Source organism: Streptomyces sp. NPDC098781 (genome assembly GCF_044759995.1).
Taxonomy (GTDB): domain Bacteria; phylum Actinomycetota; class Actinomycetes; order Streptomycetales; family Streptomycetaceae; genus Streptomyces.
Map to the genome: position 1 here is coordinate 328,840 of NZ_JBIWAK010000010.1, position 16,129 is coordinate 344,968.

Genomic DNA, 16,129 nt, shown 5'->3' on the forward strand with positions numbered 1-16,129 from the left:
GACGGGATCCGTTAATTGAGTGGCCCCCATGGGCGCTGCGTTTGTAAGTTGCCGTTGCTGATTTGGCTGCTTACATCCGGCTGCCCGAGCACGCTCTCCCCGTCGTCCGCACCGCCGTACCCCTAGGGACCCCCATGCCGCTCGCCGCACTGAGACGTGCCACCCGGGAGACCGTCTCCGGGCTCCCCCGCGAGTTCTGGTGGCTGTGGACCAGCACGCTGGTGAACCGGCTCGGCGCGTTCGTGGCCACGTTCATGGCCCTGTACCTCACTCTCGACCGCGGGTACTCCGCCTCCTACGCCGGACTCGTCGCCGCGCTGCACGGGCTCGGCGGGGTCGTCTCGTCGATCGGGGCCGGCGTCATGACCGACCGGCTCGGGCGGCGGCCGACGCTGCTCGTGGCGCAGGCCTCCACCGCCGTGTCCGTGGCGGTGCTCGGGTTCATGCACCACCCCGTCGCCATCGCCGGCGTCGCCTTCCTCGTCGGCGCGGCCTCGAACGCGTCCCGGCCCGCGGTGCAGGCGATGATGGCCGACATCGTGCGGCCCGAGGACCGGGTGCGGGCCTTCTCGCTCAACTACTGGGCGATCAACCTCGGGTTCGCGATCTCGTCCATGGCCGCCGGGTTCATCGCCGAGGTCAGCTATCTCGCGGGCTTTCTGATCGAGGCGGGCATGACGGCCGTCTGCGCGATCGTGGTGTTCGTGAAGCTGCCCGAGTCACGGCCCCCGGTCGAGGTCACCAAGGGGAGCGGGGACGAGGTCGGGCTCGGCACCGTCCTGCGCGACGGGCGCTTCATGACGGTCGTCGGGCTGTCCTTCCTCGTCGCCCTCGTCTTTCAGCAGGGCGCGGTCGGACTGCCGATCGCCATGGGCGACGCCGGGTTCTCGCCCGCCGACTACGGCCTGGCCATCGCCGTCAACGGCATCCTGATCGTCGCGCTCCAGATTCCGGTGACGCGGTTCATCCAGAGCCGGGACGTGGGGCGCATCCTCGTGGTGTCCTCGCTGCTCGCCGGGTACGGCTTCGGGCTGACCGCGCTCGCCGGGACGGTCGGCGTCTTCGCCCTGACGGTGTGCGTGTGGACCCTGGGCGAGATGCTGAGCGCCCCCACCCAGACCGGCCTCGTCGTCCGCCTCTCCCCCGCCCACGGGCGCGGCCGCTACCAGGGCATGTACACCCTGTCCTGGGCGGTGGCGGCGCTGGTCGCCCCTCTGATGTCCGGCTTCGTGATCGACCACTTCGGCGCCGAGTGGCTGTGGGGTGTGTGCGCGCTCGTCGGTACCGCGGCGGCGATCGGATACGGCGTCCTGATGCGCCGCCTCCCGGCGGAGGCCCCGGCGACCACCGCCGCCCCGGCCGACCCGAAGCCGGAGGTCAGCGCGGCCTGACCGCGTCGCGGCGACACAGCGCTCGGCGCAGTCGGCAGGTTGGGGCAGGTGGGTGGACCGGAGGTCGGCGCTCCGGATTCCACCCCGCCTCACGGATGCATCCGCGCCCCCTTCATCACCTTGTCCACCGCGTTCCGCGGCCCGTACACCGCCACACCCACCAGGTCCAGCTCCCCCGTGGACACCGCCCGCACCGCCGCGCGGTTGTCCCGGTCGTTGCCGGTCGTGAAGAGGTCGGAGGTGAAGATCGCGCGGGGCAGGGCGCGGGAGAGCACGCGGGTGTGGGCCGCCGTCAGGGTCTCCTTGCTGCCCTCGAAGACCAGTACCGGCTGCCGGAACATCGGCAGGTAGGCCACCGCGTCCGCGTCCTCGTACGGCTCCCCGATCACCTCGGGAACCTCCGTCCCCAGGCCGCTGACCAGGAACGCCGTGACGTTCAGCCGCTGCCAGGACTCCAGGTCCTCGCGCAGCAGCACGGCGATCTTGGTGTCGAAACGGACGGGGGCCCGATCAGTCGCATCGTTCATGCGACGAGGCTCGCCGACGCCGTACGACTGCGTCTTGTACGTTCTTTGCATGGCCGCCGCACGGAACCGCGAGGAAGTCACCGCGTGGCGCCCTTCCGTCCCGGGCGTCACCGAGGTCTTCCACGCGCACTTCACCGAGTACGCGTACCCGATGCATGTGCACGAGGCCTGGACGCTGCTGATCGTCGACGACGGCGCCGTGCGCTACGACCTCGACCGGCACGAGCACGGCACCCCGCTCGACACGGTGTCCCTCCTGCCGCCGCACGTCCCCCACAACGGCTCCCCCGCCACCCCGCACGGCTTCCGCAAGCGTGTCCTCTACCTGGACAGCACCCGCCTCGGCGACGACCTGATCGGCCCGGCGGTGGACTCCCCCGACCTGCGCGACCCGGTGCTCCGGCTGCGCGTCGGTCAGGTGCACGCCGCCCTCGCCCACCCCGGTGACGAACTGGAGGCGGACAGCAGGCTGACGCTCATCGGCGACCGGCTGCGCGCCCAGCTGCGGCCCACCGCCTTCACCGAGGTGCCCCGCCGCGACCCCGTCCTCGCCCGGCGGTTGCGCGAACTCCTCGACGAACGGGTCGTGCCGGGCATCGCGCTCGACGAGGCCGCCGGGCTGGTGCAGGCCCATCCCGCCCATCTCGTACGGTCGTTCAGCGCGGCGTACGGCATCGCCCCGCACCAGTACCTGATGTCCCGCCGCGTCGACCGCGCGCGCCGGCTGCTGCTGGCGGGCCGCTCGCCCGCCGAGGTGGCCGTCGCGACCGGGTTCTACGACCAGTCCCATCTCAGCCGCCACTTCCGGAAGTTGGTCGGCGTGCCGCCGGGACGCTATCGCGCCGCCGTGCGCTGAGCGTCGTACAGATTGCGCGGGCGTATGACGTCCGTGGTGCCGTACAGCTCCAGGCGGGAGTGCAGGTCGCCCGTGAAGTCGGGTACGTCGATCTGGTCGAACTCCCTGACCTCGTTGAGGCCGACGGTGGCCGAGTACGGCGCGAGGCCGTCGAGGCGGATCATGCCGGCGCGGCCGTTGGTCACCCGGACGTTCCAGTGCGTGAAGCGTGCGCCGAACAGCGGGCCCGCGCTCGCGTCGCCGCCGTGGCGGCCGTTGTTGTCCACCGTGATGTCGGTGCGGACATTGGCGAACGGCAGGCCGCGGTGGCTGTCGAAGGTGCCCATCCGCATGTCGCCGCGGGACCAGACGTTGTACGACGACAGGCCCTCGACGTTGATGCCGTGCAGCTGGGTGCCGGCGGGGGCCGGGGTGGTGCGGGCCTCGATCGTGAAGTCCTCGATCAGGTTGTCGTGGGAGCCCTCGCGGCAGAAGTAGGGGTGGTGGCTGCCCCGGCCCGCCACACGCGTGCGCCGGAGGGTGCAGGCGGAGGCCGCGACGAGGCCGAAGCCGTTGTCGACGTGGCGGACCGTGACGTCGTCCACCCAGCAGTCGTAGGCGCATTGGAGTACGACGCCGTTGTGGCCCTTGTCGAGGAGGTGGGGCTGCTGGGGGGTCTCCACCGCCTCCAGGGTGAGGCCCTCGACACCGGACCCTGTCAACTCCGGTACATGAGTGACCAGTTGGGGGTTCCATTCGGGGCGTACGTCGAGCGGGAGCGGGCGCTCCAGGGTGACCTCCCGGCCCTGGACTCGGGCGATGCGCACCGGCCACTCGTAGGGCACGTACGACGTCAGTTTCGTCTTGTCGTCCCAGGTGTACGACTCGGGGCCCGGTCCGCCGCCGGACATGTGCTCCAGCAGGGTGTGGCCGGAGTCGTCGGCGAGACGCAGCAGGACCAGGGCGCCGGGGCGCAGAGGTGAGGGGTCCGCGACGGTCACCGTCCAGGAGCCCTGCCGGACCGGCTCGACCGTGGTGAGCGGGCGCCACTCGTCGCGCCGGTTGCCCGTCCAGCCCTCGAAGGGCCACGCCTTCGCCCTGATCGCGGCGACCAGGGAGTTCCAACGGGCCTCGGGCGCCAGCCAGATCAGACCGCCGGCCCAGGACCAGGAGGACTTGTCGCCGCCGTACCGGGAGCCGTAGGGACCGATCAGTTCGGTGAGGTTCTTCGTCGCGTGGAGCTTTGTGCGGGTGCTGCCGGCGCCGCGGAGGACCACGTTCGAGTGGCCGACGCGGATCACGTCGTCGATGCGGAACGTGCCGGGCGGGATGGTGACCGTGCCACCGCCGGCCCTTCCGGCGGCGGCGATGGCACGGTTGATCGCGGGCGCGGAGTCCGTCGTACCGTCGGCCTTGGCTCCGAAGTCGCGCACGTCGGCCACGACCCGGGGGCGCGGGAAGCGCCTCGCGCCGGCTCGGCAGCCCGCCCGGCCCACGTAGGGAATCTGCGGGTGCGTGAAGGGGGTGCGGGTGAACTCGCGCCAGAGGGCGGGGACTTCGGCGGCGGCGTGTGCCCTGCCGGTCGCGGCGCCGAGCGCCACGGCCGTGGCCCCGGCGAGCAGGGTGCGTCTGGTGAGATGCGCGTGACCCATGGCCCTACGTCCTTCCATGCGGCTCGTCCTTCCATGTGACTCTTCATGACTCTTCATGGATGTGAACGACGTTCAGAAGTGCGGTGGGCGTGAGCATGCCACGGCCCTACGGGCGCGCGATAGGGGTCGTACGACGTGAGTTGGTGCGGACCTTTACGCCGGTTCTCGCGTCAGTCCGTCGACCGCTGGGTCAGATGCGTGAACGCGTCCAGGTTGCGCGTCGACTCGCCGCGCGCGACGCGCCACTCGTACTCCTTGCGGATCGCGGACGCGAAGCCGAGCTCCAGCAGGGTGTTGAAGGAACCGTCCGCCGCCTCCAGGACCTGGCCGAGGAGGCGGTCGATCTCGTCGGCGGTGACGGCGTCGAGGGACAGCTTGGCGGTGACGTAGACATCGCCGAGCCGGTCGACGGCGTAGCTCACTCCGTAGAGCTTGAGGTTGCGCTCCAGGAGCCAGCGGTGGACGCCCGCCTCGTTCTCGTCGGGGTGCCGGATGACGAAGGCGTTCAGCGACAGGGAGTGGCGGCCGACGATCAGGGAGACGGTCGTGGAGAGCTTGCGGGTGCCGGGGAGCTTGACGACGTAGCTGCCGGGCGCGGGGCTCTCCCACTCCAGCTCGGCGTCCTTCAGGGCTCCCTCGACGACCTGCGCCGCCTTCTGCTGTGCGTCCTGTGCGTCAGCCATGGTGGGAGCGTACGCGACGGCGGTAGGCCTGGGTCGCTGCCGTGTACACGTCCGCCGTGGCGGCGGCCGAGGTGTCCCAGCCGAAGGCCTGCGCGTGCCGGGCGGCGGCCTCCCCCATCCGTGCCGACAGATGCGGCTCGTCGGCGAAGGCGCGCAGCACGCGCGCGTACTCGGCCGGGTTGTGCCCCTGGACCAGGAATCCCGTACGGCCGTCGCGGACCGCCACCGGCAGTCCGCCCACCGCCGCCGCGAGCACCGGCGTGCCGGCTGCCTGCGCCTCGATGGCGACCAGCCCGAAGGACTCGCTGTACGACGGCATGACCAGCACCGACGCCGCCCGGAACCAGTCGGCGAGCTGCTCCTGGCCGACGGGCGGCCGGAACCGTACGACATCCGCGATGCCCAGCCGGGCGGCCAGCTTCTGGAGCCCCTCCGGCTTGGCGAGGCCGCTGCCGCTAGGGCCGCCGACGATCGGTACGAGGGTCCGGGAGCGCAGCTCGGGGTGCTCGTCCAGCAGGACGGCCACCGCGCGGAGCAGGATGTCCGGCGCCTTCAGCGGCTGGATGCGGCCGGCGAACAGCGGGATCAGGGCGTCCTGCGGGAGGCCGAGGCGGGCGCGGGCGGCGGCCCGGCCGTCGGCGGGCGAGAAGCGGGTGAGGTTGACGCCGGGGTGGACGACGGCGACCTTGCCGGGGTCGGCGGCGTAGTGCCGGACGAGCTGGTCGGCCTCCTCGGCCGTGTTGGCGATCAGCCGGTCGGCGGCGGCGACGATCTGGGTCTCGCCGATCACACGGGCCGCGGGCTCGGGGGTGTCGCCGTCGGCCAGGTTGGCGTTCTTGACCTTGGCCATGGTGTGCATGGCGTGCACCAGGGGGGCGCCCCAGCGCTGGGCGGCGAGCCAGCCGACGTGCCCGGAGAGCCAGTAGTGGGAGTGGACCAGGTCGTAGTAGCCGGGTCGGTGGCCGGCCCAGGCCTGCATCACGCCGTGCGTGAAGGCGCACAGCTGCGCGGGCAGGTCCTCCTTGTTGAGGCCCTCGTAGGGGCCCGCGTCGATGTGCCGGACCAGGACGCCCGGGGCCAGCTCGACGACCGGCGGGAGGTCCGTGGCGGTCGTGCGCGTGAAGATCTCGACCTCGATGTTGATCGCGGCGAGGCGCTGCGCGAGCTCCACGATGTATACGTTCATGCCGCCGGCGTCCCCCGTGCCGGGCTGGTGGAGCGGTGACGTGTGCACCGAGAGCATGGCCACGCGGCGGGGACGGCGGTGCAGCCTGAGTCGCGAGGCGGTCGCCGGGGAGCGGCGCCCGAGCCTGCTGACGTACTGGCTCACGTGGCGTTCCTCCTTGGCCGCGGGCATGCCTGCTGGAGGGTTGTGCGCCCTCCAAGGCGGTCCAACACCGGAGGAAGGCATTCCCATTCCAGACGTGAGGGTTTTTGCCTAGGCGTTACCGGAGGTCGCTCAACCGTTCGAGAGCGGGAGGCGTCCGTAAAGGGATGGGCCGCGCGCCCGAGCGTTCTTATGATCAACGACATGACAGAACCTCCACGGGATGCCGCGTACCCGTGCCCCGCGTGCGGGCACCAGATGTTCGGCGAGCTGTGGAGCCATGAGATCTGCGACATCTGCTACTGGGAGGACGACCCTTTCCAGCTCAGGTACCCCCACGCCGACCTCGGCTCCAACACCGGCCTCACCCTGATCGAGGCACAGGCCAACTACCAGCGGTTCGGCGCGGTGCACGAGGACCACAAGCGCCGGGTACGGCCTCCCGGGCCGGACGAGCACCTGGATCCCGGCTGGCGGCCGGTCGATCCGGAACGGGACCCCTACGAGCGGACGTCCTCCGGCACTCCCCACCCGGACGACCTCACCACCCTGTACTACTGGCGGCCCACGTACTGGCGGCGGCACCTGGCACCCTAGGGCGCCGCATACCCTCGTAGACATGGCATCCCGCGCGACCTCCCGCCCGGTGGGAACGGTCACGCGCGGGACGACCAACCCCAACCGGCTGCGCCGCATGGACCGCTGGATCGCGGCCACGCACGGCGCCGAGCTGCGCCGGGCCGCCGATCCGGTCGCCGTCGACCTCGGATACGGCGCCGCTCCCTGGACGGCGGTCGAACTGCTGACCAGGCTCCGCGTGACCGCGCCCCGCGCGCGGGTCGTCGGCGTGGAGATCGAACCGGCGCGGGTCGCCGCCGCACGGCCGTACGAACGCGAGGGGCTGGTCTTCCGGCACGGCGGGTTCGAGATCCCGATCCCGCAGCGGCCGCACCTCGTGCGCGCCGCGAACGTGCTGCGACAGTACGACGAGGACGAGGTCGCCGGGGTCTGGCAGCGGCTGTGCGCACGGCTCGCGCCGGCCGATCCGGCCTCCGGGGCCCGGGGCGGGCTGCTCGTCGAGGGGACCTGTGACGAGATCGGGCGCCGGCACGTGTGGGTCGCGCTCGGGCCGGAGGGGCCGCGCACGGTGACCTTCGCGACCCGGCTGGGGTCGCTGGAACGGCCGTCGGACCTGGCCGAGCGACTGCCGAAGGCGCTGATCCACCGCAATGTCCCCGGGGAACCCGTGCACGCCTTCCTGCGCGACTTCGACCGCGCCTGGTCCGCCGCCGCCCCCTACGCCTCCTACGGCGCCCGCCAGCGCTGGATCCGGGCCGTGCGGGACCTCGCGGCCGACTGGCCGGTGACGGACGGCCCGGTACGGTGGCGGCAGGGCGAAGTGACGGTGCGATGGGGGGCGTTGGCGCCGGCGGCTTAGGACCGGTTCGTCCCGGCGGAGGACGCGGCGCCGCGGCACGTCGAACCGAGGCGTCGAACCGGAGCGTCGATTCTCTGGTTTGCGGGCCTTTCCCTCTCGTTTCCCCGGTTGTCCACGGATCACGGAACGATCTCTGCGAGTCGTACGTCACAAAGGCGGGGAGATCGACATGACGGGGAGGGATCGGGGGGAAGCAGACCTCTGTCCCTTTGCGCGCCGTCGTGGCACGATCCCCCGGACGCTCGTATGTTACTGACGAGACATCAGTTTGGGGGCACAGTTATGGGTACGCGCAAGCGCGGCCTGATCACCGCGGCCGTGACCGTCGTCTGCGCGGTCACCGTACTGGCGGCACCGGGTACGGCCTTCGCGGCACCCTCCCCCAGCCCGTCTCCGAGCGCATCACCCTCCTCGCCACCGGCCCCCGTGTCGAACAAGGAACTTGAGGAGGTCCGGGCCAAGCTGGAGAAGCTCTACCACTCCGCCGCCGTCGCCACCGACGCATACAACGCCGCCGAGGAGGCGGTCGAGAGGCAGTCCGCCGAGATCGTCTCGCTCGCCAAGAAGATCGTAAAAGGCCAGGAGCGGCTGGCGGAGTTGAAGAAGCGCGCCGGCGCCGCGGCAGCCGCCCAGTACCGCTCGGGCGGACTGCCGGACGAGGCCCATCTGATGCTCAGCGACGACCCGGGGGCCTTCCTCGACGGGGCGGGGCGAGTACTCCAGGGCCAGCGCGCGACCAAGGGACTACTGGCGGAAATGACCCGCACCCAGCAGGACTTGGAGCTGTACGCCAAGGACGCCTCCGCGCAGTGGCAGAAGCTGGAGGCCGGCCGCAAGGCCAAGGCCGCCGCCCAGAAGAAGATCGAGAAGCAGATCAAGGCGGCCGAACAGCTGGAGTCCCAGCTGGAGAAGGAGGAGAAGGAGCGCCTCGCCGAGCTGGAGAAGGAGGCCGCCTACGCGGCGCAGACCGCCTGGCTGGACTCCGGCATCCTGAAGGACATCAAGGGCCAGGCCTCCGAACAGGGCCGCAAGGCCGTCGAGTACGCCTCCGCCCAGCTGGGCAAACCGTACGAATGGGGCGCCGAGGGCCCGATGACCTATGACTGCTCAGGTCTGACATCCGAGGCCTGGGCGAGCGCCGGCACCGGCATTCCGCGGACCTCGCAGGAGCAGTGGAAGCAGCTGGAGCGCATCGACATCAAGGACATGCGGCCAGGCGACCTCATCATCTACAACGAGGACGCCAGCCATGTCGCCCTGTACATCGGCGACGGCGCCATCATCCACGCCCCGCGTCCCGGACGGACGGTGACCATCGCGGGCGCCGGGTCGATGCGGATCCTCGGGGTGGTTCGGCCCGATGCGTGAGGTTTCAGGGCGTCTTGTACCGGCCGGGCGGCCGTGACTCGCGCCACGTGACCCACCGCACGTCACATCGCCCCCAACCGGGCACCGACGTGACGTTCGTCATCCCCCCAGCTCTGTCGGCCTGTCCAACTGCGGTACGGAACGCGGCATATGACAGTGGCGAGCGTACAGACGGCGTGCCCCACACCATTCCGCTGCGGCGCCGACACCCGCTATGGTCCCCGTCGGTGGATCGAGGTCCCTCGCTTCCACCATGCCCTCGGGGGGAGGGAAGGAACTCAAGACGATGCCCGTACCCGTACCGCGGCAGAGAGCGATCCCGGCCGTGGAGACTGGTCAGGCGCCGGCCGTGTCCCCAGGCGCCACCTCCAGGCAGGTGGCCCCGCGCAAGGAAGCCGCGGCCGATAACACCACCCATACCAACCTGACGCTGCTGCTGATCGAGGACGATCCCGGCGGCGCCACGGTCGTGCCCGAGATGCTCGACGCGACCGGCAAGCCGATCCGCGTGCGCACCGCCCGCAACCTCACCGAGGCCGAGCGGCTCCTCACCGACGACGTCCACTGCATCCTGCTGGACCTCGCGCTGTCGGCGCCCGGTCGGACCGACGACGACGAGCTGGCCGTGCTGCGGCACGTGCTGGAGCTCGCGCCCCGGCACGCCGTGCTCGCCCTCACCACCTCCGGTGACGCCGAGCGCGGCACCGAAGCCGTGCGCGTCGGCGCGCAGGACTATCTCTTCCGGGACGAGCTGGACGGGCGGCTGCTGAGCCGTGCGATCCGGTACGCCGTGGAGAGGAAACGTTCCGACACGGCCGAGCGACGGCTCGCCGAGGGCCGTCTGCGGGCCCAGGAGAACCGGCGCCTGGAGCGCGGTCTGCTGCCGACGCCGCTACTGGAGGGTTCGTCGCTGCGGTTCGCCGCGCGCTACCGTCCGGGGCGTTCGCGCGCCCTGCTGGGCGGTGACTTCTACGACGTCGTCCGCACCCCCGACGGCACCGTGCACGCCATGATCGGCGATGTGTGCGGGCACGGCCCGGACGAGGCCGCCCTCGGTGTGGAGCTGCGGATCGCCTGGCGGGCGCTGACGCTGGCCGGGCTGTGCGGGGACGCGCTGCTCGGGACGCTTCAGAAGGTCCTGGAGCACGAGCGGGCCGACGACGAGATCTTCGCGACCCTGTGCACGGTGGACATCGCTCCGGACGGCCGACGGGCGGGGCTGTGCCTCGCGGGTCATCCCTCGCCGCTGCTCGCCCGGCCCGGACGGCCGGCCCAACTGCTGCCGTACGACAACAACGGGCCCGCGCTCGGTCTGCTGCCCAAGGCACGGTGGCCTCGGATGGAGGTCAAGCTGGGCGCGGAGTGGAGCCTGATGCTCTACACCGACGGCTTGATCGAGGGGCGGATCGGCGAGGGGCGCGAGCGGCTCGGGCAGGACGGCATGGTGGAGATGGTCCGCCGACAGCTCTCCGAGGGGTTGCGCGGGGAGGCGTTGCTGCGGGCCGCCGTCAATGAGGTTCGGGACCTCAATGGGGGCGAGCTGACGGATGACGTGGCTGTGCTGTTGCTGGATCGGGGGGTTTGAGGAGCGCTGCCGCTGGGCGCTGCCGCTGGGGGCGCGGGCTTGCGGAGGCTCGCCGTTGTGGGTTCTGTAGTGGGCCGTCCGCGGGTGCGTTGTGGCTGGTCGCGCAGTTCCCCGCGCCCCTTAGGGGCGCTGCCGTTGCCGGCGCCTCTGAGGGAACCGTCTCTCTCGGGTGAGGGAACCGTCTCTCTCGGGTTGGTCAGCGGCCGCCGTTCCAGGGGCCGTAGGGGCCGTCGCTGCTGGAGCCCCTTCTGTTGCGGCCGCCGCCCGGGAGGCCCTTGATCGCCGGGCGGACGTCGACCATGTACACGATCGTCGCGATGAGGCCGATGATCGGCAGGAACGACAGGATGTTGAAGATCAGGTTCACCACGAAGGCGAGTCCGAGGATGATCAGCCAGAACGGCTTGCTCTGCTTGTCGGCGGCGCGGTAGGCGTCGTCGCGGCGGGTGGCCGCGTCGATCAGCGCGAAGCCGCTGAAGAGGATCAGGGCCACACTCAGCAGCCACATGAAACCCGCGAAGCCCTGCATCAGCACAACGTCCACCACCCGGTTCGACTCGTATTCACGCGGTCACCGTACCCGCAACCGCACGACCGCTACCCGAACAACGGGCCGAGCACTCCATGAGTGCCCGGCCCGTGTCCAACGGTCCCTTTTCACCCGTCCGTGTTACTTGGCGGGCGGGGTCGTCTTCTTGGCCGTGGCCTTGCGGGGGGCCGGAGCCTTCTTGGCCGCCGGGGCCTTCTTCGCCGAAGCGGACTCCGCGGCGGGCTTGACCTCGGCGGGCTTGACCACCGACGGCTTGGCCTCGGCCTTGTCCTGCTTGGCGTCGGCCGGCTCGGCGTTCGGCTCGACCGCGATCGCCAGCTCCTCGATCTCCTCGGCCGCCTCGCCGCGCCACGTCTTCACGGTCTGCTCGCCGTGCTCGGCGACCTTCTCGTAGGCCTCGCGGGCCTTGACGGCGTACTCGGCGGCGACGCCGATGGTGCGCAGCGCGAAGTCCTGGGCGCTCTCGCCGAACTTCTTCAGGTCGGCGTCGAGGCTGCTGCCGAACTTCTTGAAGTCGGCGTCGAGGCTGCTGCCGAACTTCTTGACGTCGGCGTCCAGGCTGGTGACGAACTCGTTGACCTTGGTCTGGAAGGTCTCCTGCGCCTCCTTGGCCTTGGCGCCCGCCTCCCTGGCACGGGTGGTGGCCTTCTCCTGGACGGCCTTCGGGTCGGTGTTGCGAACGGCCTCGATCCGGGCCGGCGCCTCGGCGCGCAGCTGCTCCACCAGGCTGGGCACCTTGCGGGCCTGCTGAAGGGCCAGGTCGGCGGTGCCGGCGGCGAAGTAGAACGGGGTCGGGTCGCTGAGGGTCTTACGCAGGTCGTCGGCGATGGCCATGGTGATGGTCCTCCCGGGTTGCTGTTCAGGTGAGGGTTTGGGGTTTCCGCGGCCGGCCGGACGGCTGACGGCGGCCTGCCCGTACGCATAACGCGCAGGGCGGCACATGGTCAGCCGGCCGACTGCTGCGGATCGGTCGGGTTCTCCGGGTCGGCGTCGCTGCCGTCGGACGTCGGGGTCGTGCGGGTCGTGCCGTTCTTGCGGGTCGTACGGCCGCGGCGGCCGTCGGCCCGGCCGTCGCTCCGCGGGGAGCCCTGGTCCGGGTCGTCGACGACGGTGGCCGACTCGACCACGACCTCGTCCGCCTCGGCCATCTCGTCCGCCTCGGGGGATATCCCGAATCCGTTCTCCTTGCGGAAGGACTCGTAGATCTGGAGCAGCACCTGCTTCTGCCGCTCGTTCAGCGTGGGATCGGCGAGGATGACGGCGCGCGTCTCCACCTCGTCCCGGTCCCGCTCGGCGTCGAGGATGCCGGCGCGGACGTACAGCGTCTCGGCGGAGATCCGCAGCGCCTTGGCGACCTGCTGGAGCACCTCCGCGCTCGGCTTGCGCAGCCCGCGCTCGATCTGGCTCAGGTACGGATTGGACACCCCGGCGGCGTCGGCGAGCTGCCGCAGCGACAGCTGCGCGTTGCGCCGCTGCTCGCGCAGATACTCACCGAGATTGCCGACGTTGAGCGATGCCATGCCTCCACCTTGCAGCACCCTCGCTAACTATTGCAAGCACCCGCTTGCAAAAGTGCGCCACGCCACTGTGTCGGCCTACTGGCTGCCTGTCCCGTGTGCCCGAAGCCTCCCGGGCTGAGCTACGGACGTCGGGCGACGAAGACGAACTCCCTGCCCGGCCTGTCGGGCGCGTCGCGTACGTCCTCCAGCACGTACCCCTGTGCGCTCAGCTCCGCCTCGACCTCCTGCCGCTCCCGGAAACGCAAGGTGGAGTCCGACGTCATCACCTCCCCGTCGGCAGCGAACACGTAGGTCCAGCGGAACGTCACCAGCGGCTCACTCACCTCGATCACCTCGACCCAGCTCTCCACGGCGCCGACATCCGGAATCTCCGTTACGCGATATGAGGCTTCGCGGTTCCACTCCTCCCAGGCACGTCTGGCTGGATCTCGGGTCTCGAAGACCAGACGGCCGCCAGGCTGCAGTGCTTCGTACGCGCCACGCAGGGTCTCGCGCCATGCCTGCGGATCGACGATCTGCTGGGCGGCGTTCGCCGTCATGGTTGCCAGGTCGACCTGCATCGGCGGGAGTGTCGTGGCATCGCCACAGATCCAGTGCACTTGCTCGCCGCCCGGCTTGGCTCGGGCCACGTCGATGGACGCTTGGGCGGGATCGACGCCGACGACCTCGATCTCGCGATCAGCCAGCAGCAGCGCGAACACACCTGTCCCACAGCCGATGTCCAGCACCTGACGCGCCCCGAACTCTTCCGTCATCTGGACGTACGCGTCGAGATCGCCGCGATCGGGGTCGAGTGGGTCGTAGATCGCGGCGAGCCGTGGATGACCAAAACATTCGTCCGTCATGCGGCCGAACGTAGGGGCCGCTGAGCTCGGACGCCTACTCAATTTGGCCATGTGCGAGCGGTGTTGGCATCCCTGCCGTGAGAGATCTTCGGCCGATCACTTGGACTACCGTGTCGATGCATGAACCCGGACCAGTGGTTGGCAGACACCCGCACCTCCTACGACACGGTCGCGGCCGCCTATGCCGACCAGCTGCGTGAGGCTCTGGCCGGGGAACCGTACCTTCGAGCAGCTCTGGCGCTGTTCGCCGAATTGGTGCACACCGCCGGCGGCGGGCCGGTGGCGGACGTGGGCTGTGGACCTGGACACGTCACCGCTCACCTGCACGAGCTGGGCGTGGACGCGTTCGGCATCGATCTTTCACCCGCGATGATCGACATCGCTCGGCGCGACCACCCCGGCCTGCGGTTCGAAGTCGGCTCGATGACGGACCTCCGCCTCGCCGACGCTTCGCTCGCCGGCCTGCTCGCCTTCTGGTCGTTGATACACATCCCCGACGATGCCGTGCCCAGAGTCTTCCGCCACTTCTACCGGGTGCTACGCCCTGGCGGACCACTGCTGCTCGGCTTCCACGTCGGTGCCGAGTCGAGGCTGAAGACGCAGGGCTACGGCGGTCACCCGATGAACGTCCACGTCCACCGTCGCCGGCCTGACCGAGTGACGGCCTGGCTGCACGATGCCGGGTTCACGGTCGAGGCCCACATGCTCCTCGACCTCGACGAGAGCACCCCAGGGGCGGTCCTCTTCGCACACCGTCAGCCCTGACTCAGCCATCCGACGAGCGAGAAGCCCTGGCCGACCCCAGGTAGGAGCGCTGCCCTGCCTCAACTTCAGCGAGACGAGACTGCCGACGTGACGCTTCACAAGCACGAGATACCGGTCGACGAGACGCTGGTCCGGTCGCTGCTGACGGCCCAGCGCCCGGAGTGGGCCGCCCTGCCGCTGTCGCCCGCGGGCGCCGGCACGGACAACACCATGTACCGGCTGGGCGATGACCTGCTCGTGCGCCTTCCACGAACCGCCGGCAACGCGCAGGCCGTGCGGAAGGAACAGCAATGGCTGCCTCGTCTGGCGCCCCTGCTGTCCTGCCCGATTCCCGAGCCGGTCCACACCGGGACGCCCACCGACGCCTTCCCCCTGGTCTGGTCGGTCCACCGCTGGATCGACGGTGCCGAAGCCGGACCGGACACCGTGCGGGACTGGGCCGCTTTCGGCGCGGACCTGGCGTCGGTCGTCAGGGAACTCCACCGCATCGACCTCATGGGAGCGACTCGGGCAGCTGACCTCAGCTGGTACCGCGGCGGCGGTCTGGGCCCATGCGACCAGTGGATCAGCGGGTGCCTTGACGACTGCCGCGGCATGGTGGGTGCCGAGCTCGACGTCGACGCCCTGGACCGGATGTGGCGAGCCGCGCTGGCGCTGCCCGAGCCTCCCGGACCTCACGTATGGCTGCACGGTGATCTCAAGCCGAGCAACCTCCTGGTCCGGGACGGAAAGCTGCACGCAGTGATCGACTTCGGAGGACTCTCGATCGGCTTCCCCGACGCCGAGCACTCCACGGTCTGGGACCTGCCGCCACAAGCACGACAGGCCTACTGGGACACCATGAGCCTCGACGCCATCACCTGGACACGCGCCCGCGCCTGGGCCATCGCGGTGGGCGTCAGCGGGATCTCCTACTACTGGCACACCTTCCCCGCCTTCGTGGCGGAGTGCCGGGCCCGGCTTGAGTCGATCCTCGCCGACGCGGCTACGCGCTGAGTTGCTCTCAAGACCAGAAGGCACGACCGCAACAGCGCTAGCGTCGGCCCATGATCGTATGGCTCAACGGAACCCATGGCGCGGGCAAGACGACGACCAGCCCCCTCGTGCAGCGGCTGATCCCCGATTCACGCGTGTTCGACGCCGAGAAGGTCGGCGAGACGCTCATGGACATCAGCCCGGGGCTGCCCGAGACGGACAACTTCCAGCACTGGCCGCCGTGGCGGCAGCTCGTGGTGGAGACCGCCCGCCATGTCCTCGACTACGCCGGCGGCACCCTGGTGGTGCCCATGACCGTGCTGGTCGAGCAGTACTGGCGCGAGATCAGCACCGGTCTGGCCCGACATGCCATCCCGGTACGGCACTTCGTCCTCCACGCCGATCAGGAGACCCTCCGTGGACGCATCGAGGGGGACACCGTTCTCGGCCCCTCGCCGTTCCGTCTCCAATACCTTCAGCCCTACGCCGAGGCGGCTCGCACCTGGCTGCACGGCGAGGCGGAGGTCGTCGACACCACGCACCTCACGCCCGCCGAGGCCGCGCAGCGGATCGCGGAGTCGGTGAAGCGGGGCCAGGCGGAGCCGACGGGCTCGGCCACAGGTCCCGGGTGCTCGGCGGCCGGGTCGGCAGGACCGGCGAGATGAGTT

17 protein-coding genes are annotated in these 16,129 nt (G+C 70.5%); 9 read left to right on the top strand and 8 right to left on the bottom strand.

Annotation, left to right across the window (positions count from 1 at the left end; translation table 11 throughout):
- Nucleotides 1-134: 134 nt before the first annotated feature.
- Nucleotides 135-1,391 (top strand): MDR family MFS transporter, encoded by a 1,257-nt coding sequence (locus ACIQWG_RS35080; RefSeq protein ID WP_404103518.1) that lies wholly within the window; start codon nucleotides 135-137, stop codon nucleotides 1,389-1,391.
- Nucleotides 1,392-1,480: 89 nt separating this feature from the next.
- Here ACIQWG_RS35080 and ACIQWG_RS35085 read toward each other — a convergent pair whose 3' ends face one another.
- On the bottom strand, nucleotides 1,481-1,918 hold the full coding sequence (locus ACIQWG_RS35085; RefSeq protein WP_404103225.1) for a DUF2000 family protein: 438 nt from the start codon (nucleotides 1,916-1,918) through the stop codon (nucleotides 1,481-1,483).
- A gap of 49 nt (nucleotides 1,919-1,967) precedes the next feature.
- On the opposite strand from ACIQWG_RS35085, the gene ACIQWG_RS35090 reads away from it, so the two are divergent.
- Complete coding sequence (locus ACIQWG_RS35090; RefSeq protein ID WP_404103228.1) at nucleotides 1,968-2,774, top strand: AraC family transcriptional regulator; 807 nt, start codon at nucleotides 1,968-1,970, stop codon at nucleotides 2,772-2,774.
- On the opposite strand, the gene ACIQWG_RS35095 is transcribed toward ACIQWG_RS35090, so the two are convergent.
- The 3 genes from ACIQWG_RS35095 to mshA all read right to left on the bottom strand — a co-directional run bounded on the left by ACIQWG_RS35095 (nucleotide 2,753) and on the right by mshA (nucleotide 6,418).
- Complete coding sequence (locus ACIQWG_RS35095; protein WP_404103521.1) at nucleotides 2,753-4,405, bottom strand: glycosyl hydrolase family 28-related protein; 1,653 nt, start codon at nucleotides 4,403-4,405, stop codon at nucleotides 2,753-2,755. The genes ACIQWG_RS35090 and ACIQWG_RS35095 overlap by 22 nt on opposite strands.
- Before the next feature lie 170 nt (nucleotides 4,406-4,575).
- A complete protein-coding gene (locus ACIQWG_RS35100; protein ID WP_404103231.1) occupies nucleotides 4,576-5,088 on the bottom strand; it encodes a YbjN domain-containing protein in 513 nt (170 codons plus the stop codon).
- The gene (mshA, locus tag ACIQWG_RS35105) at nucleotides 5,081-6,418 is read right to left on the bottom strand and encodes a D-inositol-3-phosphate glycosyltransferase (RefSeq protein WP_404103234.1); all 1,338 of its coding nucleotides are present in this window, start codon (nucleotides 6,416-6,418) and stop codon (nucleotides 5,081-5,083) included. Before mshA ends, ACIQWG_RS35100 begins: the two co-directional genes overlap by 8 nt.
- 201 nt (nucleotides 6,419-6,619) lie before the next feature.
- Between mshA and ACIQWG_RS35110 the strand changes: the two genes are divergently transcribed.
- The 4 genes from ACIQWG_RS35110 to ACIQWG_RS35125 all read left to right on the top strand — a co-directional run bounded on the left by ACIQWG_RS35110 (nucleotide 6,620) and on the right by ACIQWG_RS35125 (nucleotide 10,806).
- Nucleotides 6,620-7,012, top strand: coding sequence for a CPCC family cysteine-rich protein (locus tag ACIQWG_RS35110; RefSeq protein WP_404103238.1), 393 nt, complete (start codon nucleotides 6,620-6,622; stop codon nucleotides 7,010-7,012).
- A gap of 22 nt (nucleotides 7,013-7,034) precedes the next feature.
- Nucleotides 7,035-7,853: a class I SAM-dependent methyltransferase gene (locus ACIQWG_RS35115; protein ID WP_404103241.1), complete on the top strand. Its 819-nt coding sequence runs from the start codon at nucleotides 7,035-7,037 to the stop codon at nucleotides 7,851-7,853.
- A gap of 282 nt (nucleotides 7,854-8,135) precedes the next feature.
- A complete protein-coding gene (locus tag ACIQWG_RS35120; RefSeq protein ID WP_404103244.1) occupies nucleotides 8,136-9,221 on the top strand; it encodes an NlpC/P60 family protein in 1,086 nt (361 codons plus the stop codon).
- A 286-nt stretch (nucleotides 9,222-9,507) separates the two neighbouring features.
- Nucleotides 9,508-10,806 (top strand): PP2C family protein-serine/threonine phosphatase, encoded by a 1,299-nt coding sequence (locus tag ACIQWG_RS35125; RefSeq protein WP_404103247.1) that lies wholly within the window; start codon nucleotides 9,508-9,510, stop codon nucleotides 10,804-10,806.
- A 196-nt stretch (nucleotides 10,807-11,002) separates the two neighbouring features.
- Here ACIQWG_RS35125 and ACIQWG_RS35130 read toward each other — a convergent pair whose 3' ends face one another.
- The 4 genes from ACIQWG_RS35130 to ACIQWG_RS35145 all read right to left on the bottom strand — a co-directional run bounded on the left by ACIQWG_RS35130 (nucleotide 11,003) and on the right by ACIQWG_RS35145 (nucleotide 13,721).
- Nucleotides 11,003-11,335, bottom strand: a complete 333-nt coding sequence (locus tag ACIQWG_RS35130) for a DUF2516 family protein (RefSeq protein ID WP_404103250.1) — start codon at nucleotides 11,333-11,335, stop codon at nucleotides 11,003-11,005.
- A gap of 141 nt (nucleotides 11,336-11,476) precedes the next feature.
- Nucleotides 11,477-12,190, bottom strand: a complete 714-nt coding sequence (locus tag ACIQWG_RS35135; protein ID WP_404103253.1) for a hypothetical protein — start codon at nucleotides 12,188-12,190, stop codon at nucleotides 11,477-11,479.
- A gap of 110 nt (nucleotides 12,191-12,300) precedes the next feature.
- Nucleotides 12,301-12,876: a helix-turn-helix domain-containing protein gene (locus tag ACIQWG_RS35140; protein ID WP_404103256.1), complete on the bottom strand. Its 576-nt coding sequence runs from the start codon at nucleotides 12,874-12,876 to the stop codon at nucleotides 12,301-12,303.
- A gap of 119 nt (nucleotides 12,877-12,995) precedes the next feature.
- Nucleotides 12,996-13,721: a class I SAM-dependent methyltransferase gene (locus tag ACIQWG_RS35145; RefSeq protein WP_404103259.1), complete on the bottom strand. Its 726-nt coding sequence runs from the start codon at nucleotides 13,719-13,721 to the stop codon at nucleotides 12,996-12,998.
- A 120-nt stretch (nucleotides 13,722-13,841) separates the two neighbouring features.
- Here ACIQWG_RS35145 and ACIQWG_RS35150 point away from each other — a divergent pair, with 120 nt between their 5' ends.
- The 3 genes from ACIQWG_RS35150 (at nucleotide 13,842) to ACIQWG_RS35160 (ending at nucleotide 16,126) form a co-directional block, all read left to right on the top strand.
- Nucleotides 13,842-14,486 (top strand): class I SAM-dependent DNA methyltransferase, encoded by a 645-nt coding sequence (locus ACIQWG_RS35150; protein WP_404103261.1) that lies wholly within the window; start codon nucleotides 13,842-13,844, stop codon nucleotides 14,484-14,486.
- Nucleotides 14,487-14,573: 87 nt separating this feature from the next.
- A complete protein-coding gene (locus ACIQWG_RS35155) occupies nucleotides 14,574-15,482 on the top strand; it encodes an aminoglycoside phosphotransferase family protein (protein WP_404103264.1) in 909 nt (302 codons plus the stop codon).
- Between the two features lie 50 nt (nucleotides 15,483-15,532).
- Nucleotides 15,533-16,126: an AAA family ATPase gene (locus ACIQWG_RS35160; RefSeq protein ID WP_404103267.1), complete on the top strand. Its 594-nt coding sequence runs from the start codon at nucleotides 15,533-15,535 to the stop codon at nucleotides 16,124-16,126.
- Nucleotides 16,127-16,129 lie beyond the last annotated feature (3 nt).